Origin of the sequence: Chryseosolibacter indicum, assembly GCF_018598585.1 — a bacterium.
Taxonomy (GTDB): domain Bacteria; phylum Bacteroidota; class Bacteroidia; order Cytophagales; family Cyclobacteriaceae; genus Chryseosolibacter; species Chryseosolibacter indicus.
Genome location: NZ_JAHESD010000005.1, coordinates 22688 through 46042, shown reverse-complemented (window position 1 = coordinate 46042; position 23355 = coordinate 22688). Strand labels below are relative to the sequence as shown.

Genomic DNA, 23355 nt, shown 5'->3' with positions numbered 1-23355 from the left:
TAATCACTTGATCTTCTGAATAATTTCTTCTAGGCTTATCTTTGCTTGCTCACCGCGCTCCATATCCTTAAGTGGGAGCAACCCGCTTTTCACTTCGTCCGAACCAATAACGATTGTATACGGTATCATCTTCTTATTGGCATAATCAAGTTGCTTCTTTATCTTAACCTGGTCAGGATAAATTTCTGAAGAAATACCTACGTCGCGCAATGCTTTAAGAATGCCCAATCCATAACGCATGCTTTCCTCATCAAAGTGGCATACGAGTACTTTTGATGATACTTGTGCTTCCTTAGGAAATAACCCAAGCTCTTCCATGGCATCATAAATACGGTCTACACCAAAAGAAAATCCGACACCTGAAAGGTTTTCTTTATCACCAAATGTTTGCGTCAGGTTGTCGTATCTTCCGCCACCACTCACACTGCCTATGCTCACATTGTTAATCTTTACTTCAAATATGCAGCCCGTGTAATAGCTTAAGCCTCGGGCCAATGATACATCAAACTCTACATTGTCTTGTGAAGCATTGTAGTCTTCTAGAATGTTAAAGACTTCTTTCAGATCACGTAGACCTCTTTGACCTTCAGTACTTGTTTCAAATTTAGTAGCAAGAAAGGCCATCTTATTCACAATGCTTCCTTTCACATTCAGGATGTTGAAAAGAAGATTAAGACTCTCTGCCGTAAAGCCTTTTGCCTGCAACTCCTCTCTTACCTTATCCTCGCCAACCTTATCGAGTTTATCTATGGCTACAAACAGAGCGGTCTCATTTCCCTTGCCACCAATTACTTCTGCTATACCAGAAAGAATACCCCTGTGGTTGATTTTAATGGCATAGTCCTGGATGTTTAATCCTTTGAATACTTCCTTTATCATGAGGATTATTTCAGCCTCACAAAGCAAGGAGTTGGTTCCCACCACATCAGCATCGCATTGATAGAACTCGCGGTAACGTCCTTTCTGAGGGCGATCAGCACGCCACACCGGTTGTATCTGGTATCGTTTAAATGGAAAGCTGATCTCATGACGATTCATTACAACATAGCGCGCAAAAGGAACGGTCAGGTCATAACGAAGCCCTTTTTCTGAAATGTCAAAAGTAATAGACTTCGAGTTTTTTGTTTGAAGTTTTATATCTTCTACATCCTTCAGAAAATCGCCTGAGTTAAGTATCTTAAACAACAGTTGATCTCCTTCTTCACCATATTTCCCGGTTAGGGTACTTAGGTTTTCCATGGCAGGTGTTTCCAGCGGCAAAAAACCAAACTTCTGAAATACTGTACGGATGTTGTTAAATATAAACTGCCTCTTGGCCATCATCGCAGGGCCAAAATCGCGTGTTCCTTTCGGTAAAGATGGTTTTTCCATTAAATAGGCTTCTTTCTGTGTCTAGCGCATTCGCAATATGTTACAAATTGTTGCATATTTTAATACAAATGTCGCGCAAAATAAGGCGTTTGCTTATATGTACACTGCATTTTCAACGGCAAAAGCAATAATATTTGCATCAATGATTTGAAAAAATCAAATACTAATATATTTTTGCACTCCTTTTAACAGAAAGCGCCATGGCAGTAACAAGACTTAAAAGAAAAAACCGCAAAGATAAAGCTAAAGCAGCTGTAAGACGTCAGACTCTGAAGATTCAAGGTGCTAAGCCTGTTTTGAAAAATGTTGACGTAGAAAAGATAAAAGAAGAATTTAAAGCTAAAGCTAAAAAAGCTTAGTACTTCTTTTCAAAGATATTTTTAAAGTCCCGCCATGGTGGGACTTTTTCGTTTTCATACTTTACTGCTTTATTGCATCCTCAAATTATAACAAGTACTCATGGCTGAACTTCATTTGGTAAACTGGAACGTTAATGGTATCAGGTCGATCATTAAGAAAGACTTTATTAAAGATGTAAGAACAATGAACCCTGATATCCTGTGTTTACAGGAAACAAAAGCCTCTTTTGAAGAAGTAAAGTCTGCATTGGAATTACTTCCTGAGTTTAAAATTCATGTTAACTCCTGCAAAACAAGAAAGGGCTATTCTGGTACAACGATTATGTCAAAGGTTGAACCTTTAAATGTCACCTGTGACATGAACATTGAAGAGCATGACCAGGAGGGAAGGGTGATGACAGCTGAGTTTAATGATTTCTACCTTGTTACTGTTTATGTACCCAACGCCGGCGAGGGTTTAAAGCGATTGGACTACCGTGAGAAATGGGATGTAGACTTCAGAAACTATCTCGTTAATCTTCAACAGAAAAAACCTGTTGTTCTGTGTGGCGATTTAAATGTTGCTCATCAACCCATTGATATTGCCCGCGCAAAAGAAAATTACAATAAGTCAGCAGGTTATACCCAACGTGAAATTGATGGCTTTATAAAGCTCCTTGAAAGTGGCTTTGTAGATACCTTCCGCCGTTTCTACCCCGAAGAAGTAAAATACACATATTGGAACTACCTGTTCAACGCCCGATCTAGAAACGTAGGGTGGCGTATCGATTACTTCCTCGTATCTGAATCCATTATAGGCAAAGTAAAAGATGCGATGATCTACAACGAATACCTCGGTTCAGACCATTGCCCGGTAGCAATAAAGCTTGAAGTTTAATAATCCAAATTGTTCGACAAAAAGATTCTTTAAACAAATACATTGTGCTTTCAGGACTCGTCTATACTTTAGGCGAGCCTCTGGCCAATACTGGTGTTCTTCACCACTTCATATACCTAAGCCTTGTCAAACCACCATCTCTCGTACTACAATATTCCCCGCCTCGTCCTGTACAACAACTTTAATCTTTTGGATCCAATCCTTCTGCCTTACAAACCGATATTCCCAATTCTCAAATTCAGTAATAGTCTCAGCTTCCTCTACAGGTAAACCATCATGACCTAACGCAACTGCCTTTATTATCCCGATCCGAAAGTCTTTCTTCGCAGCACTCATCTTTACAGTTAAAGTAGAATCTTCAGTAGCAACTTCTGCTTCTTTGATCACTGGCTTCCGCATATAATCTGCAATTGCAGCGGTATAAGCATTTGGAACCTTCATTTCCTTCGCCATTTCCCAGTAATACGCCTTCCTTTCCGGAATCAGCATCATGGCCTTTGCATACGCAGAAGCCTTCTTAAAGCGCTCACGGTTGTCGCGTTGCAAAGCACTCTCTTTCGTAGTAGGCTTCGCCCTTCGGGCTACAATTGTTTTTCCCCTTAATTGCTTAAAAACGAATTTCCGCCCAAACTTTCCGCTCAAACCTTCGGTAAGATCATTTTCCCGTACATGTGCCATAGTGATAGTTTTTTTAGGAAAGGTAAACCCAGCTTTTGACAAATAGTGTCAAAAACATCCGGTCAGGCCCCAAACATCAAAAAAGTATAACGAGTGCAGAACGAGTGGAAAATGAGTGGAGAACGCTTTAAACTAACCTTGCCATCAAGGCGTAATGAAGAACCGGAAAGATTTGATATGGCATCACGGGTAAATCCCGGGCAATTAATTTGGACCGTACCGCTTCTTATTGCCGGGTGTCTGAAAATCGCCTTAAAAAGAAAAAGTCAGAACTATTAAGGCCCCTGACTTTTCTTGTTTTCTTATGATAAAGCTATTAATCGATTACTCTTTCAATATCTGCACCCAGAGCCTTAAGACGTTTATCAATATTTTGATAACCACGATCGATCTGATCAATGTTAGAGATCTCACTCGTGCCATTAGCCGATAACGCAGCAATCAACAAAGCAACCCCTGCGCGAATATCAGGCGATGACATCTTAATACCCCGTAGGCTATTCTTCCTGTCAAGACCAATTACAGTAGCACGATGAGGGTCGCAAAGGATAATCTGCGCACCCATATCAATAAGCTTATCTACAAAGAACAATCTGCTTTCAAACATCTTCTGATGGATGAGTACTGTTCCTTTTGCCTGTGTTGCTACAACAAGCACAATACTTAATAAGTCAGGCGTAAATCCTGGCCAGGGAGCATCGGCAATGGTAAGGATAGATCCATCAATAAATGTTTCAATCTCATACTTCTCTTGTGAAGGAATATGAATATCATCACCCCTGAACTCCATCTTGATACCAAGTCTCCTGAAGATCTCAGGAATAATACCAAGCATATCAATCCGGCAATTCTTTATTGTTATCTCAGACTGCGTCATGGCAGCCAATCCAATAAAGCTTCCGATCTCAATCATGTCAGGCAGTAGCGTATGCTCAGTGCCATCAAGTTTCTCTACACCTTCAATGTAAATAAGGTTAGAACCTACACCGCTTATCTTCGCACCCATTCTGTTAAGCATCAGGCAAAGTTGCTGTAGGTATGGTTCGCAAGCTGCATTGTAAATGGTGGTCTTTCCTTTTGCAAGAACAGCTGCCATAATAATGTTCGCAGTACCAGTAACTGATGCTTCATCTAAAAGCATGTAACATCCTTTCAGTTCAGAGGCATCAATATGAAATAAGTGCTCTGAAGAATCAAAGTTGAATTTTGCACCAAGCTTTTGGAATCCAAGAAAGTGTGTGTCTAATCTTCTTCTTCCTATTTTATCACCTCCTGGCTTCGGTATACTTGCTTTGCCATAACGAGCAAGTATTGGCCCCAACAGCATTACAGAGCCACGCAGTGCAGCAGCCTTCCTTCTGTAATCATCAGTTTCTAAAAATAAGGTGTTGATGTTAGCTGCAGTGAAGCGATAAGATTCTTCACCAAGTTTTTCAACCTTACAACCCAAGTCACGGATCAGGTCGATCAGTTTGTTTACATCAACAATATTGGGAACATTATGAATAGTAACAGGTTCTTCTGTAAGTAGTACAGCGCTTAGTATTTGCAGTGCTTCATTCTTTGCGCCTTGCGGGATGATTTCTCCTTTTAGTTTTCTACCTCCCCGGATTTTAAATACACTCATGGACGATTAGGAATTTCGAAAATGATTTTAGATCTAAAATTATAAGATAAAGGAATAGTATGTTTTATAACAATAACTATTAACCTTACGAGTGACTGATTAAATGATTTACAGATGGATTTTTACGCTTTGCAATCAAGCTAATCCACCTGTAAAATATGCGAGGCTTATTGATCTCTTCTTCTGCGGAAGTTATTCCCTTTGTTCTTGTTGAAAGGTCTGTGGCCGCCGCTGTTGTTTTGATGGCGCTGTCCACCTTGTTGTTGCTTGCCCTTCTTACGTTCTTTATATAATTTCTCAAACAGATTATCTTCTCTTACCTTCTCAATGGTCATATTCAAGGCACCACCCGACATCTGTTGAATGTCTTTAAGAATTACTGAGTCGTCCAACGTTTCCTTGTTCCAGTTGCCATAGAATGTCTTCATTAATTTACCAAGGTAGATAATGGCATCCTGGCGCTCCTGCGGATCTTCTTTTTTCAAAGCTTCTTTAACAAGCTTCTCTATATTCTTACCATAGTGTTTAAAGCGAACGTCACTTTGAGGATATTCTACTTTTTGAGGTTTCTTGAATAAGATGTCGCGTTGAGGGGTAGGGAAGGGACTGTTTATATCAAGATCAAAATTGGCGATGATGAAAAGATCGTCCCACACGCGCTGCGGATTCTCGGGTTGTTCTTTAACAGTAGGAGTTAATTGTTTGATTAACTCAATAAGGGTATAAGCTAACTCAGTCCTTTTTTCTTTGCTGGGAACACTCCTGATGTATTCAACAAGTTTCTGAACATTGCGGCCGTATTCCTTCAAGATAATATGAGGCCGCGTGGTATTGTATTCTCCAATCATGTTTATTGATTCGTTTCTAACTTAACTAGATTTTCAAGTAGGTTGGCTGTAATATCGGATATGACTTTAATGCCGATAGCGTTAGCAAATCTAAAGTATATTACCCGATACTACAACCTTTTTATCTGGCTTTAATTTATGATTCTAAGCTTTGCAAAGCTTAGTAAAAGCGTTTTTTCACCTACATCATTAAAGTTGATCTTGGCTTTCCTGTCAGCTCCTGAAGTATCAAGTTGTACAACCGTACCAAACCCGAACTTGGGGTGCTCCACCTTCATACCTTCCTTAAGTCCGTTGGTATCGCTGGGCTTAAAATCATCAGGTGTTTTATAGGCAGTAGCTGCAGGCTGCTTTGCTTTAGGGGCCGGCGCAGACGATATGGTTTTCCTGATACCATTTACAAGGTTCTTCGCATACTGGCTCTGCGGAGGAGCAGACTCTATACCAGCATACTTGGTACTCATCTTAATAAAACGCGAATCAATATCATCCAGAAAACGACTTGGCTCACAGTTCTTTAACCTTCCAAAACGGTATCGGGTAGAGGCGTAGGTAAGGAAAAGGCGTTTTTGTGCCCGGGTTACGGCCACATAGAAAAGCCTGCGTTCTTCTTCCAGATCTGCCCTGCTGTTAAGCATCATTTGTGATGGGAATAGATCTTCTTCCATGCCCGCTATGTATACATATTTGAACTCCAACCCCTTCGCCATGTGGATGGTCATCAGGGTAACTTTATCAGGATCTTTGTCCTTATCTTCATCCTGGCTGGATACCAGTGAAACTTCCTGCAGAAAAGAGCCGAGCGATTTATCCTCACGTTCCGGATTATCGGTAAACTCTTTTATCGCGTTAAGCAATTCCTGTACGTTTTCATAGCGGCTTAGTCCTTCAACAGTTTTGTCTTCATACAATTCTCGCAAAAGGCCAGAGCCCTTGGCAATTTCAAAAGCTGCATCATATGCGTCCTTCTGTTGAACATCGATGTTAAACCGCTTGATTAATGCCACAAAGTCCTCAATAGGCCCGGCTACTCGGCCGCCTACAAATGGTGCAGGATTTTGAATGATCTCCCAGATCGAGGTGCCATGGTCATTGGCTGCTACTACAATCTTATCAACAGTACTGTCGCCAATACCGCGCTTGGGTAAATTGATAATGCGTCTGAAGGATGCTTCATCCTGCTGATTAAGTGCAAAGCGCAGATAAGCCAGCAGGTCTTTAATTTCCTTTCGCTGATAGAATGACAGGCCACCAATTACTTTGTATTTGATGTTCATTCTCCGAAGAGATTCTTCTATTGCACGCGACTGGCTGTTGGTTCTGTAAAGAACCACAAAGTCGCTGAACTTCAGCTGGTGCTGCATCTTCTCTTCAAAGATCGAAGACGCAATGAGCCGGCCTTCTTCATTATCAGAAGTAGCCTTAATCACCTCAATCAGATTTCCCTCTTCATTGGCGGTCCAAACATTCTTGGGCAGCTGGGCTCTGTTTCTTTTGATAACTGAGTTTGCAGCATTTACTATATTCTGCGTCGAGCGATAGTTTTGCTCTAGCTTAATGATCTTAAGATCAGGATAATCTCTTTCAAAGTTGAGGATATTGGTAATATCAGCACCACGGAAAGCATAAATACTTTGTGCATCGTCACCAACTACACAAACATTTTGTCTTACAGAGGCAAGCTTACGGACGATAAAATACTGGCAGAGATTGGTATCCTGAAACTCATCCACCAGAATGTAGTGAATTCTGTGCTGGTACTTGTTAAGTACATCTAGATGCTCCTTAAACAGCTTGTCAGTATTAAATAAGATGTCGTCAAAGTCCATCGCCCCCGACCTGAAGCACCTAAGCGCGTAGGCTTTATAGATTTTGCCAATGTCAGGGCGCATATTAGCGGCATCGTCACCCATCAACTCGGCATTATTAAGATAATCCTGCCACCCGATTAACCGGTTCTTGGCAGCTGAAATTCTGTTGTAAACGGTATTGGGTTTATAAACATTGTCGTCTAAACCCATTTCCTTGATGATTGATCTCAGGAGAGATTTTGAATCATCAGTATCATAGATGGTGAAGTTGTTAGGATACCCAAGGTGCTGAGCTTCAGAACGAAGTATCTTAGCAAATACGGAATGGAATGTTCCCATCCAAAGATTACGTGCATCATGGCCTACTACTTTTTCAATACGTTCACGCATCTCTTTAGCCGCTTTATTGGTAAAGGTCAGCGCCATGATATTAAAAGGATCAACACCCTTATCCTGAATAAGATGCGCTATACGGAAAGTAAGAACGCGCGTTTTACCAGAGCCCGCGCCGGCAATCAGCATGCAGGGACCATCAGTTGTTAAAACACCCTCGCGCTGAGGTTCGTTGAGGCTAGCAATATAATCAGTCATAAAACCTGTAAAATTAACATCATTTGCGGGGAATGATTCGCTTTACTAAATTTTTAGTAAGGATTTTTTGATACGCTTAAAGTGAATTACTGTCTCTTTAGCGGAACTTATTCATTTTGATTTGGTTACTTGGTCTGACTTTGAGGAAACGAATTTTTCCTGTCTGCGTCAGTTAATCCTGTTTGAACCTCGAAAGGATTTCCTTTTTCACGGTATTGAAAGGATGAAGCAGGTAATGTAAAATTCGAGGTAGCTATTATGATATAGTATATCAGGCTACTGATGGATGTTTTCTAAACAATTAAGTACTTTTGTAAATATGATGAAGGTTGGCGAAATATTGATTTCGGACGATATCAAGGATAAGGAATTCGTCTGTAATCTGGAGAAGTGCAAAGGCGCTTGCTGCGTAGAAGGTGATTACGGAGCTCCGTTGGAGGAAAGTGAGCTCGCTATTCTTGAAGAAATTTATCCCATCGTAAAACAATACCTTTCACCTGAAGGCATAAGGGAAATAGAAAAGCAGGGTAAACATACCGTTGATGATGACGGAGAGTTATGCACACCTATAATTGCAGGTCGAGAATGTGTATATGCAATCTATGACAAGCGTGGAATCTTAAAATGTGGTATCGAACAGGCCTATCTTGAAGGCAAGATTTCCTGGAAGAAGCCCATCTCATGCCATCTCTATCCAATTCGTGTTACCAGCAAAAAGAACTTTGAAGCACTGAATTATCATAAGTGGCATATTTGTTCTCCTGCCTGCTCTTTGGGTAAAGAGTTACAAGTCCCTGTTTACAAATTTCTGAAAGATCCGTTGATCAGAAAATATGGAGAGCCCTGGTATAATGAACTGGTTTCATTAATAGAATCTCAGCCCCCTAAGGAAAAGAAGAAAAAGGTTGTTAAGTAAACAACCTTTCCTTTTTATCTCTCTGATGATCAAACTATAGTTTAGGTGCAAACCAAAGAAAACCAGCGCTAATAAGGAAAGCTAGGTAGAAAATAAGTGGTGATACCGGTTTCTTTTCTTCCGTCGTTCGTTCTTCAACTGTATCAGAAGCAATAGCCTTGTTTTCTTGCCAAGTACGCGATGACTTCCATGCCTCCCAGCTACCTGCATCATGCACATAAAAAGGTACCTCGGTAGAATCATTTGTTACTAGTAAGGTATGCCATCCACTTTTACCGCCCCACGCTTTGCCATGCCAGATGTTGTCAATGTATAAATCTTCAGCGAGAGGAACTGGGATACTGTCTATTAAAATAGCAGGTCTATCAGTCGCAATTACATCAAAATAAAAGGGCTCGTCTTGATAGTAAGGTTCAGAAGTCTTGAAGATGGTTTCGTAACCTTTTGCCTTTCTCCTGCTTACCTTCTCAAGCAGTTCAGTCCATAACAAGCTGTACGTAGCTGAATCTCCTTCCAAAGTAGTTCTGTACGTTTCCTGAAGCAGTTGAAATCCAACTCTTCCTAACCCATGGTATTTATATCCTGAAAACACCTTTGTCCCTGACTTGGTAATGCTATTCAGTGCATCATCCTGCTTGGGTGCTAAAGGCCATACCGGCAGGGTAATTTTCTTGTTGCCTGTAAGCTTGAAAATAGCAGTGTCTGTTTTTGTTGCTGCAAATTCAGGAAGAAGCGTTTTGATGCCCCTTATCTTATCAGGACTTTCATTCAATAGCAAAATAACTCCCAAGCCTTCCTGTAAAGATTGCTTGAGCGCACTTATTTCTGAGCCTGCCAGATCTTTATAAGAGTCTGTATCGATAAAGAGCAAGTCAAATCCGCTAAGAACTTTGTCTGTAAGCTTGTTGATTACAACATTGGTATGATTAACATACTCATAGCGAAATATATTCTTCGATAATTGATTGCGGAGAACGATGCTGTTCTTCTTTGCAAGAAACTGTTTCAGATATTGTGTCTCAAAAGTAGGAAAGTGCTGAATAAATAAGATCTTAAGGGGTTCCTCTCTTTCTACCGTTACCGGGACTTTCTCCTCCCTTAGGTTTCCCTCACGGTCAAAGGTGCTCAGCGTATACAGAAAGTTTCCTTCTTGTTTAGGACGAAAAGATAAAGTGAAGGTTTGAGTGCCTTTGTCGTTTACAACAGAATCCTCTCTGCTTCCTGGTCCTTTAAGAACTATCTTGTTAACAGATGGATCGTTTATAATACCACTTACGGTACTTTCTCTGTTAACGACAACGGGCTTATCTACATGAAGGTTTGTTATGCCGCTGCTAACCGGAGCGCTGATGAATACAAAATTTGGTGTATCCAGCCCATCAAGGACTGCCAAAGGTATACCATTACCAATAACATAATTTAACTTCTCTTGAATGTACGCTAGTTGATGACCCTTAACAGGTACGGACTTCCTATAAGGCTTCACATCATCTAAATGGTAGATAGCAGGATTGGAAAGCTTTTCAATCACGCTGTCAACTTGCTTTTTGTCATAATCACGGGTAAGAAGTATGACTGATGTGGATGTTTCATAAGATATATTTGGCCTGCTTATAATACCCCACAGTGCAAAGAGCATTACTGCTACGGCAACAATACGTATCGTTTTAAATTTGTGGTTCTTTTTAATCTCTATCCAAATGAAAAGAACTGCAAGTACCAGTAGTATTGGTAAAGTAGTATAGAAGGGAAATACAGGATTAAGCGAGATCACCTCATTCATTTTTGGATGCTTCTAAATTTTTTATGAACGATTGGTTAAGCGCATGCACAACGTGCGCAGGCTGAGTCGGTGAACTTGTATTCTTCGGAAACGCTTTCCATAAATCTTTTTGGATTTCCTGTAACGATGACCTCAGTTTTTCCGGTGCTACTTCATTATCATTAATCGATTTAATTAATGATAGTGCCCGAAGATATTGACCTGGATTAGCCAAAGCCAGGGAAGATAAAGTTGTTCCTGCTTGTAGTAAAAGTGCTTTATCATTTTCAGTGATCTTCATTTCCTTCGTACTTAAAAGGGCTTCTGTTAATACCAGTGCCTTTCTTATGGACGGATAACTTGCATTCTTACTTAAAGTTTTATTATCCCTGGAGCTTTTTATTTCAGAAAGATCTCCAGCCAGACGCTTGTCTTCTTTAATAGGAGGAGGATCAAAACCAGTTTTGTGAACGTAGATGCGTGAGTCATTGCTGATCTCCTTTAATAGCTTCAATGCTTTGTATTGATAGGGGAGAGACTTCTCCGGATCGTATAAGCGCAAATGTAGTTCTGCATCCCACATCACAGTAAGAGCAGCCTTTAACTTTGCACGGATAGATTGCGAAAAGAAAGTTGCTTCTTCTGGATCGTCATGGACATGAAGAAATGCATTCATCGGATTTTCATCGGCTTCACCATCTTTTGTGTTATGGGAGTGGCTGTGTGTTTCACCTTTCTTTTCAGGTACAAGATTGTGTTCATTTTCTGTATCATGTACATGGCCGTACTTTTTAGTTATATCTTCTTCTTCATGATCATGATCGTCTTCCTCTGTAGGCAGTGATTCTGCAGGACCAATACCTGACTCAAATTCTTCTCCCAGAAATTCGCCATACTTTAACCTGAGTACTTTTTGGTCATAGCCAAGTTCGTTGCTTCGACTATTAAATTCTTGCTTTGATATACTTCTTTTTTCTTTTAACAGTTTTTCTGAATCAATAATAATTTGCCTTTGACTTCTGAAATACTCTGGCATCAGATCAACACCTAAACCACCTTCTATTGATACTTCTTCCTTCGTTGTATCCTGAAGCAGGACAAAAAACGTTTCAGTTCGTGCCCGGTTCGGTGATGGAACTTTATTGTCTAATGCTTCTACATAGAAATACAGTTCATCACCAGGTTCCATGCCTAACTTAAGAAGATCTATAACTGTTGAAGCTTGCACGCTCTTGCCTGCAATTGCTTTAGGACTTGTGAACTTTAATCTCTCTTCCCTAAACTTAACGGACTCTCCGCTGCCTTTACTTACCGTTGCAATGATATACGCATTTTGTAAACCGTAGTCGTCTACAATAGTTGAGTTAACTGCCAAGTTCAGTTTATTGCCGTATTCAAATTCATTAAACTGTGGAAGATTGTGAATTGCTATTTCGGGCGCTTTATCGGACGTAATTTCAATCTTATAAAAGTCCGATGCTTTAAGTTCGTTTTCACTTCTCCATACAACCTGATAAAATGTTGAGCTGATAAAACTTTTTTTGGTAACGTATTGCTTTTGTTTCGACATCTTTATTGAATCTCCTGTCAAAACAATCCAGCCATCCTGTATCTCATCATTAAACTGAATACTCCAGGTTACAGTACTTCCTTCCGGAATTTCAAGGGAAGGATTGGAAGTGACAATATCTTTCTGGTTCATGTAAGCAGGGGGAGCTATCCGGATTTCAATGTTTTTGATGTTTGCAGGAAGGGGCTGCTGAGGCAACGCCTTACTTGCATGCTGCTCATCGTCTGTAGCCAAGTTGTTACCAGTTGATAATTTGAACGAGGTAAGACCAAAAGTTATGGCTATAGAAATAACAGCTAACAGTAGCGATTGTCTCAGGCGGTTAGGAATTTTAATAGCAGGATAGATTTCCATAAGCCTGGCACTTACTCTTTCTTTCTGTATCAGTTGAAGTAAAGTAAGTGTGTTATTAGGTTTTAATAACAAGTCTGCGCTTTCTTCCAATACTGCATACCGATTATTGATATAGCTTATTATACGGCTGTCATTAATGTGTAATAATTGAAGTTGAATCACCCGAATCATCAATACGGAAATGCCTCCCAGCACAGTGAGCAGTGCTTTTAGCGTAACATCATCTGTGAAATAATTTGTAATGCCGTATACAAGGGAAGCTGCAGCTATAGACCAAAGCAATACTTCGCCCCCTTTAAGCGCTACGTATTTTCTCTTTAATTGGCCGATATATAATTTGCTATCGCTCATTGATTCCTTTTAAAAGCTAGCCACCGTTCAACTACAAAGTTGATAAAAATAAAAACCACCAAAAGTTCATTAAGATCGCCTTCTGTTTTTTGCTTAATACCAATTGTTGAAGCTCCTGGTTGTTGAGACCACGTCGATGCTTCAGCCATTATCCTTTTATCGTACTTATGCGTATCCGTATTTTTATTTGAAGTAATTAATGAGGCAAGGGTAGAGGCAAAGTTTTCCCTTAATGCTACTTCTTCATTTAACCGTGAAGTTATTATCCAATCAAATGCGTTGTTACTATCACATCCAGTAATGGAATGACGTTTTGTTATGAGTTCTCCTTTCAGGATAGGACATTCCCGAAGCCCTACACGTTGATGACTACCACTGATTTCAGGCATCTGCTTGTTGCTAAACCAAATTAACCAACTTTGGTTGTTGTATCGGAAATTGTCATCAGTGCTATTCGATATAACAAGCGTGTGAGGCAACACAGCTTTAACAGACTTAATGAGAGCATTCAATACTTTACTATCATAGATATACTCCTTGCCTGTAACTATTGCTACGGATATTGTGTCAGCACTTTCTATTCTATCTAAAGGGGTGTGAGTCCGTGTGTCAGAATTCAATTCACTGAACGTCGACGTGAAATCTCCTCTTCTCGTCCATATAGAATCGTTGCTAATGGATACTTGTTTTACAATAACCTGTTGCGGGAAAGGTTGTGTCGTAATCCAATGGATATTGGGATTAGTGACCCTTTCGCCTCTAAAATTCTTGTAGTAGTTATAACTCAGGACAATAACTGAATCTATGCCTTTTAGAGAAAGTTGCTCAGTTAATTGCCAATAATTTATTGAAGATGAAATGGAGGCGCTATCGCCTAGCAGAGGAAAATTGTCCGAGAGGTACCTCACTTCAAACCCATTTTGGGTGACCTTATCTGCGATGGACTTGTATTCCTGACTTTGTTCAATACCTTTTTCAATAACAAGCCACTGCTGTCTGGTTTTTTGTTTCTTGTTTAAGGATAGCCCTGCTAGAAATAAAACGATAAGGGCAAGCAGTAAGCAACGAAGCAGGAGTAAGGGACGTTCGTTTAGTTTTATACTTCTGAATTGTGCAGTGGCCGAATCGTGAAGGTGTCTGATACTGCCGACTAAAATAGTTCTGCCTTCTTTACGGCTCAGTAAATGAATCGTAATCGGAACGATTAAACCTGCCAGGCCCCACAGCCATATGGAATTTAAGAAATGCATCAGCCTGCTAAAACTTTACGACCCTTTAAAAAATTACGCAATACTTCTTCTACAGGATCGCTTGCTGAGGTTAAATGGTAGTGTATACCTTTGTCGAGGAAAGCAAGCTTTAGCTTGTCAATCCAATCCTGAACACGCTGTACATACTGCTTACGCTGCACAAGCGTATCAACCTTTACAATCGTATCTGTTTCTAGGTCTTTAAACGCGAAAGATCCTTGGTAATCAAGATTCAATTCATGTTTGCCCAGAAGATGAAACACAACTACTTCGTTACGTACTGTTTTTAATCTTGATATAAAATTCAATATATCTTGTTCCTCATCATAGAGGTCAGAAATAAAAACAATAAGCTCTTTGCCGTGGTGATTAAATAGTTGCTCTGCGTTTTGTTTTATCCACTTGCCCTCAGCCTGTAGCTCTACAAGATGATGAAGAAACCTTATGAATTGCTGGTGTTCAGGTCGTGGCTCTGTTGTCAGAGTAACGTTGTCATTTACAGTATACAAACCAAATGTATCTCCTTGCTTGCGGGCAAGGTAAGCTAAGCCTGCTGTGATTACTTTGGTAAAGTGAAGTTTGCTTATGCCATCTTCTTCGTGAGCCATCGATTTGCTGGCGTCAATAAAAAACTTGACGGTAATATTAGTTTCAATCTCTGCTTGCTTAATAAAGTAGCGTTCTGATCGGGCATACATTTTCCAATCCAGCTGCCTGAGGTCATCACCAGGTTCGTAATTTCTGTATTGGCTGAACTCCTGACCGATTCCAATACTCTGGCTTTTGTTTCCACCACTCATAAAGCCTTCTACTATAATACGCGCGATCAGCTCAAGACCATTGACGGTATTGACCACTTCCGGTTTAAGAATATCTTTTAATCGCGCATCCATAAACTAGAGTAGGTGCTTTTTGCTTGAGGCAACTTGTTCAATAAGATGTTTCGTTACATCATCAGATTTAATTCCTTCAGCCTCTGCCTTAAAATTCATTAAAATTCTATGACGTAAAACAGGTATAGCTACCGTTTGGATATCTTCAAAGGTTACCGCAAATCTTCCTTTTAGTATAGCCCTGGCTTTAGCAGTTAAAATCATAGCCTGGCCCGCACGCGGCCCTGCTCCCCATCTTACAGCATCCTTAACCATTTTTATATTGGTTTGATCGGGTCTTGTAGAACGAATGATTTCTGTAACAGCGGAAATCAGATCCGGACTGATATGTACTTCCCGTACCAACGACTGTGCTTCTTTTATCTTTGCACCGTCAATAACTTTTTGAATGGATGTAGTTTTTCTACCTGTAGTACTTTCAAGTACTACACGTTCTTCTTCTGCCGTAGGATAGTTAATCTTGATGTAAAGAAGGAACCGATCCAACTGAGCTTCGGGCAGTGGAAAGGTACCCGCTTGTTCAATTGGATTCTGTGTAGCAAGGATAAAGAAAGGCCGATCAAGCGGATAAGTGACACCTCCATAAGTAACTTCAAACTCCTGCATGGCTTCAAGCAAAGCGGACTGTGTTTTTGGAGAGGTTCTGTTTATTTCATCTGCTAGAACAATGTTTGCAAATAAAGGCCCTTTGTTAAACTTGAAAATCCTTTTTCCGGTACCGTGATCTTCTTCCAATATTTCTGTACCAATAATGTCAGAAGGCATAAGATCAGGTGTAAATTGAATACGTCTGAACTTGAGATCAATTGCTTCAGAAAGAGTTCTTATCATCAGCGTTTTAGCCAGTCCGGGAACTCCTTCGAGTAAAGCATGTCCCCCGGCCAGAAACGTAATAAGAAGTTGGTCTATTGTTTCTTCCTGACCAATGATTACTTTTCTGATCTCCTGCTTAAGGGCATTCAGTTTTTGGATGATCTCCTCTACAGATTGTTCAACGGCTTTTAAATCTTGTGCCATAATATATTTGTACTAATTCTTTTATCGCATTAGTGCGTACATCACAATGTTTACACTAAAGCGTGTGTTATCTATTTTATAAAATCTCTTGTTCCTGAAATCATAATCCCACTCGCATCCGTAATCTTTGTTGCTGTAAAGTACGCCCATCCGGCCATTGATCTCAATAGCTTTTAAATAGTCATGTACAATATCGTCTCCCCATCCGTTGAGTTCCTGAGACGTAGTAGGAGGGCCGTCAAAGCTGAAGAAGATCGAATATAAGGGGTGATTGTTAGGTATTTTTTTTAATTGATCGGCTCCAAAAATTCTTTCCATCTGCGACTCAAAGGATTTTGCAAAGAGTCCATCAATATCATGGTTACAGTCATCAACAAACACGAAACCTCCATTGCGTACATACTTTTCAAAGTTTGCTCTTTCCTGCGCTGTGAACTCTACCAGCTTATGACCACTTAGATAACAAAAGGGACAGCGAAAGATATCGTTACTTGATAGGGAGACTACATTTTCCTTTGTATCTACTTTTAAGGTTGTATACTCGATCAATGAGTTAAGCAGATTGGAAGGCATGCGCTGATCTACATCCCAATCGCCGGATTCGTATTGAAGGCGTGTGAAGAAGAATTTATTATCAGGCATACTTGCAATTTCATGCATAATAATATTTTATCAGCAATGAAATCAATGAATTATATAAGCGGAAGAAACTCAGGTTAATTTTTATTAGCCGTTCGCCTGCATTCGTTTACGCTTTAAACAATTAAAAAATTAAATAAGAAAGCCCCGGTTCAACCAGGGCTTCTTAAGACATTTTCTATTATTAGTTACTAAACCTTAAACAGCATCTGATAAACTCGTAAAGGTAAAGTCTCTGATCTTCATAGGTGGAATCAGGTAATTTTGATTCGACTCTACACTCACGGTACGTTCAGGCTTACCAAGTTCTTCAACATTGTTAAGCATTATTACCGGACTTTCATTAAAGCGGAAGTTTTTGATTGGAAATTGTATTTTTCCATTCTCAATATAGAAGGTTCCGTCTCTTGTTAAACCGGTTAGTAACAAGGTCTGAGGATCAACGTCGCGGATGTACCAAAGCCTTGTTACAAGAATACCTTTCTTTGTGCTTCTGATAAGATCTTCAAGAGAGGCACTACCTCCTTCCATAACAAAAGCATCTGGTCCAGGCACAGCTTTGACACCTTTCTTTTGTGCCCAGTATCTGGAATAACTTAAGTTCTTAATTACACCTTTCTCAATCCAACTTATCTTCTCCTGAGGCCTGCCATCGCCACTCCAGGTGCTTGTAGGAAGTTCAGGATGAGAAGGATCTGAATAGATGTTGACACGTTCGTCCATTAGTTTTTCGCCTAAACGTGTTTGTCCTCCCGGCTTGCTGAGAAAACTCCTTCCTTCGTCTGCTTGGCGAGCATCAAGACCAAAAAGAATTCTTTCCAATAGTACAGCAGACGCAGCGGGCTCAAGTATTACGGTATATTTGCCTGGCTCTATAGCTTTTGCAGTAGCTGATTTAACACCCTTGTCGGTAGCTATCTGAGTTGCAGCTTTGGTATCAAGCTTGGTAACGTCGTTATAGCCACGCGTTGCATACCCTGATCCCTTTCCGTCTTCAGTGCGAACTGTTACGGAAAAATTCACATTGGAGGAAGTACCATACGCAAAAAGGCCCTTTGAATTCATCATGGCTGAGAAGCCTGCATTATCTTCAAGAAAACCTGCGGCCACAGCCTTTTGGGCTTTTGCTACGTTAATACTCTGTGCGACAAACTCTGCTCTTTGTTGTGGTGTGATAGCTGCAGTTGCTGGAATAAAGGTTTTAGCTTCTGCATATTGCTGAGGACCCAAAAACGATACAAATTCCGGATTCTCCGGAGCAAGCCGTGCAAGCTCCTCAGATCGTCTTACAACTTTTTCTAATGAAGCATCGTCAAACTCATTAATTGTAGCTACTCCAAGTTTCTTTCCAAAAGCTGATGATACCGCCAGACTTTTTTGGCTCACTTTGCCACTGGTTGAAACAGCGTTACGGGCGTATCTTATATTGCTATTATCTGATGCTGATAAGTTTACTTCACATTCATCCGCCTTTGAATAGGATAAGACTTTTTTCAACAAAGCTTGTGCTTCTTCTTTCGAAAATATAGGCATAGGTTATCCGATGTTTCTTGATGTATTAATAACATTAACTCCAGTAAAATGAGCAGTTGAAGAGCCATGAGACACAGCACTGCTTTGAGGAGGCTGGCCCTTTCCGTCAAAGAAAGATCCTCCTAACCGATAATCACTTTGATCTGCAATACCTGCACATGAATTCCAGAACTCCTGCGTGTTTGACTGATATGCAACATCCTTAAGCATGCCTGCTATTTTTCCATCTTTGATTTCGTAGTAGAGTTGTCCGCCAAACTGGAAGTTGTAACGTTGTTGGTCAATGGAGAAGGAGCCATCCCCTATAATATAAATCCCCTTTTTAACGTTCCGGATAAGGTCATCGATACTCTTCTTTTCTTTGCCAGGCCGTAAGGAAATGTTTGCCATACGTTGAAACTGAACACTGCTCCAGTTATCTGCATAGCAACATCCCTGAGACTCCTTTAATCCCAGAATGTGAGCCTGGTCACGGATAGCCTGGTAGTTCACCAAGATACCATCCTTTACAACATCCCACTCTTTGCACTGAACGCCCTCATCATCGTAACCCACTGCACCTAGTGATCCAACCTGAGTCTTATCGGCTACGATATTTACGTTCTTGTTTCCAAAATTAAACTTCTTTGACTCCCACTTATCCAATGTTAGAAAGCTTGTTCCGGCAAAGTTCGCTTCATAGCCAAGTACACGATCCAGCTCTGAAGGGTGGCCCACCGATTCATGTATTGTAAGCCATAGATGGGAAGGATCGAGGATGAGGTCATACTTGCCAGGTTCTACTGATTTTGCTGTTAATTTTTCACCTGCTTGTTGCGCACCTAATCTCGCATCTTCAAGCATGTCATATCTTCCTTTATAAAGTGTTGTTATACCCTTTATTTTATCCTGAGGCCTCGCGTTAAGATATTCGTAGCCCATTCCCATAGGGGCACTCAAGGCATTTCTAGTTTCAAACTTTCCGCTTTGCTTGTCGATCTTTGTAATAAAGAAGGTAGGCCAGATTCTGTGGATATCCTGGTCAATATACGACCCATCAGTAGAAGCGAAATACTTTTGCTCGTTTACAAGAAATAGGTAGGAGTTAATGTAATCAGCGCCGCCTTTCATGGCAGCATCATTCACAGCAAGCAGAAGATCTACCTTCTCTTTAATAGGTACTTCAAAAGCGTTCTTTTCAATCGGTGCTTTCCATGTTACTTCACCATAACCTTTCTGTGGCGCAAGTTGAACAGGTTCAGTTAAAATCTTAGAGTTCTCTTTTGCAATGGTCACTGCTAGTGCTGCTGTTTTTGCGATACTATCATTATCAAGGTTGTCTGTTGCTGCAAATCCCCAGCTTCCATTAGCAATAACACGAATACCCATTCCGTAGGATTCTGTATTGACAATGTTTTCAACTTTGTCTTCACGCGTAATTACGTATTGATTAAGGTATCGCCCGATGCGTACATCGGTATAAGTAGCCCCTGCCGATCGTGCTGCATTTAATGCAACATCAGCCATTTGTTTTTTCTTGGCAGGATCAACTCCTTCAAGGGTTTGTTCCAATGCAATAGGTTTGCCTACTACAGGAATTCCTGGCATAAGGGCGGCGGCCGTGCCTAAGCCAGTGAGGTAAATAAAGTCTCTTCGTTTCAAAGGGTTATGTTTTAGTTAGATGTTCTATGTAAGGTACTGTATAACGTTAATCCATTATCTGAGCAGATAATGGATTAACATATTTAGCATTTTTCATGCAGCTATACAATAGTTTGTAAGTAGCATTCTCACGTGTAACAATGATGCAATCGTTTAATCGTAAATAAATCCCGGAAGATGGGGGAGAAACAAATGCATATAAAAAAATGCCATGAGAAAATCATGGCATTTAAGTACTAGTTAAAATTTATAAGTTCTAAACTGCATCAGATAGACTGGTGAAGGTAAAGTCTCTTATCTTCATATAAGGAATTAGAGAGCTTCCGCCACCACCAAAACCACCTGTGCTCACCCTCATTTGTTTGCCTAACTGTTCAAGGTTGTTAAGCATAATAACAGGACTTTCATTGAACCTGAAATTTTTGATAGGGTGCTTAATCTTTCCGTTCTCGATGTAGAAAGTTCCATCTCTTGTCAAACCAGTGTATAACAATGTTTGCGGGTCAACGGGACGAATATACCAGAAGCGTGTTACCAGAATACCTTTTTTTGTATCCTTGATCATATCTTCCAGAGAAGCTGTTCCTCCTTCAATAATTCGATTGCCGGGAAAAGGTACAGCTTCAACATTCTTCTGTGAAGCCCAGTAACGATCGTAAATAAGGTTCTTTACTACACCGCCTTTAATAAGGTCCATTTTCTTTCTGGCCAAACCATTGCCCATCCAGGGAGAGGCAGGTACCTCTTCATGTGATGGATCAGTGTAGATGTTGATCCGCTCGTCTACTATCTTTTCTCCCAGCTTAGTGCCACCACCTTTTTTCGACAAGTAGCTTCTGCCTTCATCAGCCTGGCGTGCATTCATATTGGAAAGCATCAGGTTGATCAGGTCACCTGCGGCAGAAGGCTCCAGAATTACCGTATACTTTCCTGGTTCAATTGCCTTTGCATTTCTTGACATCAATGCTTTATCAATGGCAATCGCTGAAGCCTCAGACGTATTAAGTTTGCTGACGTCGTTGAAATTTCTGGCAACCCAACCAGATCCTGTACCATCGTTACTACGCATAGTAACTGTAAAGTCCACGCCGGTCGATTGGTTATATGCATAAAGTCCTTTGCTATTCATCATGGCTGCAAAGTTCCTGCTATCCTCAAGATACCCTGCCGCTGTGATGTCTTTTTTAGACGCAGGATTGATACTGTCAGCCGCCGCTTGTGCCCGATAATCAGGAGTAATTTTTGCTGTTGATTCAGACCATGTTTTTGATTCACCATATGTCTGCTGAGGAAGAGGCTCCATGAATTCAGGATTCTCAGGAGCAAGTCTTGCTAGCTCTTCAGCGCGTCTTACAACCTTTTCAAGTGAAGCATCATCGAATTCGTTAATAGTAGCAGAACCAGATTTTTTGCCAAAATAAGATTGAACAGCAAGACTTATATTACTGTCTTCTCCGGAAGTGCTAACACTATTTCTTGCATAGCGAATATTTCCGTTATCAGCTCCATTTAAATTTGCTTCGATACCATCTGCCTTTGAAAAGCTGATTACCTTTTCCAGGATTCTCTTAGCTTCTTCTTTAGAAAGTATAGCCATAGTTGATTTGTTTTCTTTGTTGAGGATTAAATTGTTCTTCCCGTATTGATCACATTGATTCCGTTGAAACGTGTAGTTGCTGATCCGTGTGATACAGCATTGGATTGGCTTGGTTGACCCTTACCATCGTTAAAAGCTCCGTTCAATCTGTAGTCGCGTTCGTCGCATATCGCTACGCACGAATTCCAGAATTCTTGCGTGTTCGCCTGATAGGCAACATCCTTAAGCATACCTGCTATTTTTCCATTCTTAATTTCGAAGAACAGCACTCCACCAAACTGAAAATTATATCGTTGCTGATCAATAGAGAATGAACCATCTTTGACAATGTAAATACCTTTATCTACACCCGAAATCATTTGTTCGGGAGTAAGTTGAGTTTTTCCTGGTTGTAAAGAGACATTGGCCATACGTTGGAACTGTACATCACTCCAGCTTTGTGAATAACAACATCCGTGTGATTCCTTTTGTTTAAGGATACTTACCTGATCACGAATAGCCTGATAGTTAACAAGAACGCCATCCTTAATAAGATCCCAGGATTTACACTTAACGCCTTCATCATCATAACCAACAGCGCCAAGAGAACCTGGTTGCGTTTTATCAGCAACAAAATTTACAACCTTGTTACCGAACTGAAAGTTTTTGGACTCCCACTTGTCTAGTGTAAGGAAACTTGTTCCTGCATAGTTAGCTTCATAACCTAAAACCCTATCAAGCTCAGTAGGATGGCCTACTGACTCATGAATAGTTAACCACATGTGAGAAGGTTCGAGTACGAGGTCGTACTTTCCTGGCTCTACAGACTTAGCGGCAATCATTTGCTTAGCTTGTTCTGCAGCCATGGTGGCATCTTCAACAATATCATAGGAATTATTGTAGAGAATAATACCTCCAGGTCCCTGAATCTTGTCTTCAGGCCTGCCATCAAGGTATTCATATCCCATACCCACAGGCGCACTAAAGGCAGATCTGTTTTTGAATTGACCTGATTGACGGTCAACCATTGTTACAGAGAAGTTAGGCCAGGTTCTGTGAATATCCTGATCGATATAAGAGCCTTCTGTGTTGGCAAAATATTTCTGTTCGTTAACAAGGAACATGATGCTATTTACAAAGCTTGCTCCTTTTTCCATGGCTTTTGAATTTGCATTAAGCAAAAGATCTACCTTGTCTTTAATAGATACTTCGAACCCATTTTTCTTAATAGGAGTTTTCCAGCTTACCTCACCGTAGGAAGGGTTAGGCGCTAGCTTAACTGGTTCTTTCTGGAATTTTGAGTTTGCCTTTGCAATAGCGATTGCACTTTGCGTTGCTTTTTTAATTCCTTCTGGTGTAACCTGGTTACTGGCTCCAAAGCCCCAAGTACCGTTGGCGATTACACGTACACCTACACCAAAGGACTCTGTGTTTAGGATGTTTTGAACTTTCTTTTCCCGTGTAGTTACAAACTGATTGAGGTAACGACCTATGCGAACGTCAGCATAAGTAGCACCCAAAGACTTAGCTGTATTAAGCGCAATATCAGCCAATTGTTTCTTCTGCGTTACATCCATTATCGGATCAAGAATTCTTTCTATCTCCACTGGGTTGGAGAAGGAAGGAATTGCAGGCATCATCATAGCGCCAGCACCCAAGCCGGCCAGTTGGATAAAGTCTCTGCGTTTCAT

18 protein-coding genes are annotated in these 23355 nt (G+C 40.5%); 3 read left to right on the top strand and 15 right to left on the bottom strand.

Translation table 11 applies throughout. The features are described from left to right. Positions 1–3: 3 nt before the first annotated feature. On the bottom strand, positions 4–1371 hold the full coding sequence (gene hisS, locus KK060_RS03655) for a histidine--tRNA ligase (RefSeq protein WP_254152243.1): 1368 nt from the start codon (positions 1369–1371) through the stop codon (positions 4–6). 200 nt (positions 1372–1571) lie between these two features. Between hisS and KK060_RS03650 the strand changes: the two genes are divergently transcribed. Both KK060_RS03650 and KK060_RS03645 read left to right on the top strand, forming a co-directional pair. Further along, positions 1572–1730, top strand: a complete 159-nt coding sequence (locus KK060_RS03650; protein ID WP_254152241.1) for a hypothetical protein — start codon at positions 1572–1574, stop codon at positions 1728–1730. Positions 1731–1830: 100 nt separating this feature from the next. Beyond that, complete coding sequence (locus KK060_RS03645) at positions 1831–2607, top strand: exodeoxyribonuclease III (protein ID WP_254152240.1); 777 nt, start codon at positions 1831–1833, stop codon at positions 2605–2607. 126 nt (positions 2608–2733) lie between these two features. Here the strand turns inward: KK060_RS03645 and KK060_RS03640 are convergent, their stop codons facing one another. From KK060_RS03640 to KK060_RS03625, 4 genes are all read right to left on the bottom strand, one after another. After that, positions 2734–3285: a hypothetical protein gene (locus KK060_RS03640; RefSeq protein ID WP_254152238.1), complete on the bottom strand. Its 552-nt coding sequence runs from the start codon at positions 3283–3285 to the stop codon at positions 2734–2736. A 316-nt stretch (positions 3286–3601) separates the two neighbouring features. Then, the gene (gene murA, locus KK060_RS03635; RefSeq protein WP_254152236.1) at positions 3602–4912 is read right to left on the bottom strand and encodes a UDP-N-acetylglucosamine 1-carboxyvinyltransferase; all 1311 of its coding nucleotides are present in this window, start codon (positions 4910–4912) and stop codon (positions 3602–3604) included. Between the two features lie 167 nt (positions 4913–5079). Beyond that, positions 5080–5760: a DUF4290 domain-containing protein gene (locus KK060_RS03630; protein ID WP_254152235.1), complete on the bottom strand. Its 681-nt coding sequence runs from the start codon at positions 5758–5760 to the stop codon at positions 5080–5082. A gap of 131 nt (positions 5761–5891) precedes the next feature. After that, positions 5892–8162 carry an ATP-dependent helicase gene (locus tag KK060_RS03625; protein ID WP_254152233.1) on the bottom strand — a complete coding sequence of 757 codons (2271 nt, stop codon included), beginning with the start codon at positions 8160–8162 and terminating at the stop codon, positions 5892–5894. A 319-nt stretch (positions 8163–8481) separates the two neighbouring features. On the opposite strand from KK060_RS03625, the gene KK060_RS03620 reads away from it, so the two are divergent. Continuing rightward, the gene (locus KK060_RS03620; protein WP_254152231.1) at positions 8482–9078 is read left to right on the top strand and encodes a DUF3109 family protein; all 597 of its coding nucleotides are present in this window, start codon (positions 8482–8484) and stop codon (positions 9076–9078) included. 34 nt (positions 9079–9112) lie between these two features. On the opposite strand, the gene KK060_RS03615 is transcribed toward KK060_RS03620, so the two are convergent. From KK060_RS03615 to KK060_RS03570, 10 genes are all read right to left on the bottom strand, one after another. After that, a complete protein-coding gene (locus tag KK060_RS03615; RefSeq protein WP_254152229.1) occupies positions 9113–10861 on the bottom strand; it encodes a hypothetical protein in 1749 nt (582 codons plus the stop codon). Beyond that, positions 10854–13115 carry a DUF4175 family protein gene (locus KK060_RS03610; protein ID WP_254152228.1) on the bottom strand — a complete coding sequence of 754 codons (2262 nt, stop codon included), beginning with the start codon at positions 13113–13115 and terminating at the stop codon, positions 10854–10856. Before KK060_RS03610 ends, KK060_RS03615 begins: the two co-directional genes overlap by 8 nt. Beyond that, complete coding sequence (locus KK060_RS03605) at positions 13112–14365, bottom strand: BatA domain-containing protein (RefSeq protein WP_254152226.1); 1254 nt, start codon at positions 14363–14365, stop codon at positions 13112–13114. Before KK060_RS03605 ends, KK060_RS03610 begins: the two co-directional genes overlap by 4 nt. Then, positions 14365–15258: a DUF58 domain-containing protein gene (locus tag KK060_RS03600; protein WP_254152225.1), complete on the bottom strand. Its 894-nt coding sequence runs from the start codon at positions 15256–15258 to the stop codon at positions 14365–14367. The genes KK060_RS03605 and KK060_RS03600 overlap by 1 nt, the downstream gene beginning before the upstream one ends. 3 nt (positions 15259–15261) lie before the next feature. Then, positions 15262–16275, bottom strand: a complete 1014-nt coding sequence (locus KK060_RS03595; RefSeq protein WP_254152223.1) for an AAA family ATPase — start codon at positions 16273–16275, stop codon at positions 15262–15264. 21 nt (positions 16276–16296) lie between these two features. Beyond that, positions 16297–16935, bottom strand: coding sequence for a DUF4159 domain-containing protein (locus KK060_RS03590; protein ID WP_254152222.1), 639 nt, complete (start codon positions 16933–16935; stop codon positions 16297–16299). Between the two features lie 177 nt (positions 16936–17112). Continuing rightward, positions 17113–18447 carry a TldD/PmbA family protein gene (locus KK060_RS03585; RefSeq protein WP_254152220.1) on the bottom strand — a complete coding sequence of 445 codons (1335 nt, stop codon included), beginning with the start codon at positions 18445–18447 and terminating at the stop codon, positions 17113–17115. 3 nt (positions 18448–18450) lie between these two features. After that, positions 18451–20088 (bottom strand): TldD/PmbA family protein, encoded by a 1638-nt coding sequence (locus KK060_RS03580; protein ID WP_254152219.1) that lies wholly within the window; start codon positions 20086–20088, stop codon positions 18451–18453. A gap of 256 nt (positions 20089–20344) precedes the next feature. Then, positions 20345–21685 (bottom strand): TldD/PmbA family protein, encoded by a 1341-nt coding sequence (locus tag KK060_RS03575; RefSeq protein WP_254152217.1) that lies wholly within the window; start codon positions 21683–21685, stop codon positions 20345–20347. A gap of 26 nt (positions 21686–21711) precedes the next feature. After that, complete coding sequence (locus KK060_RS03570; protein ID WP_254152215.1) at positions 21712–23355, bottom strand: TldD/PmbA family protein; 1644 nt, start codon at positions 23353–23355, stop codon at positions 21712–21714.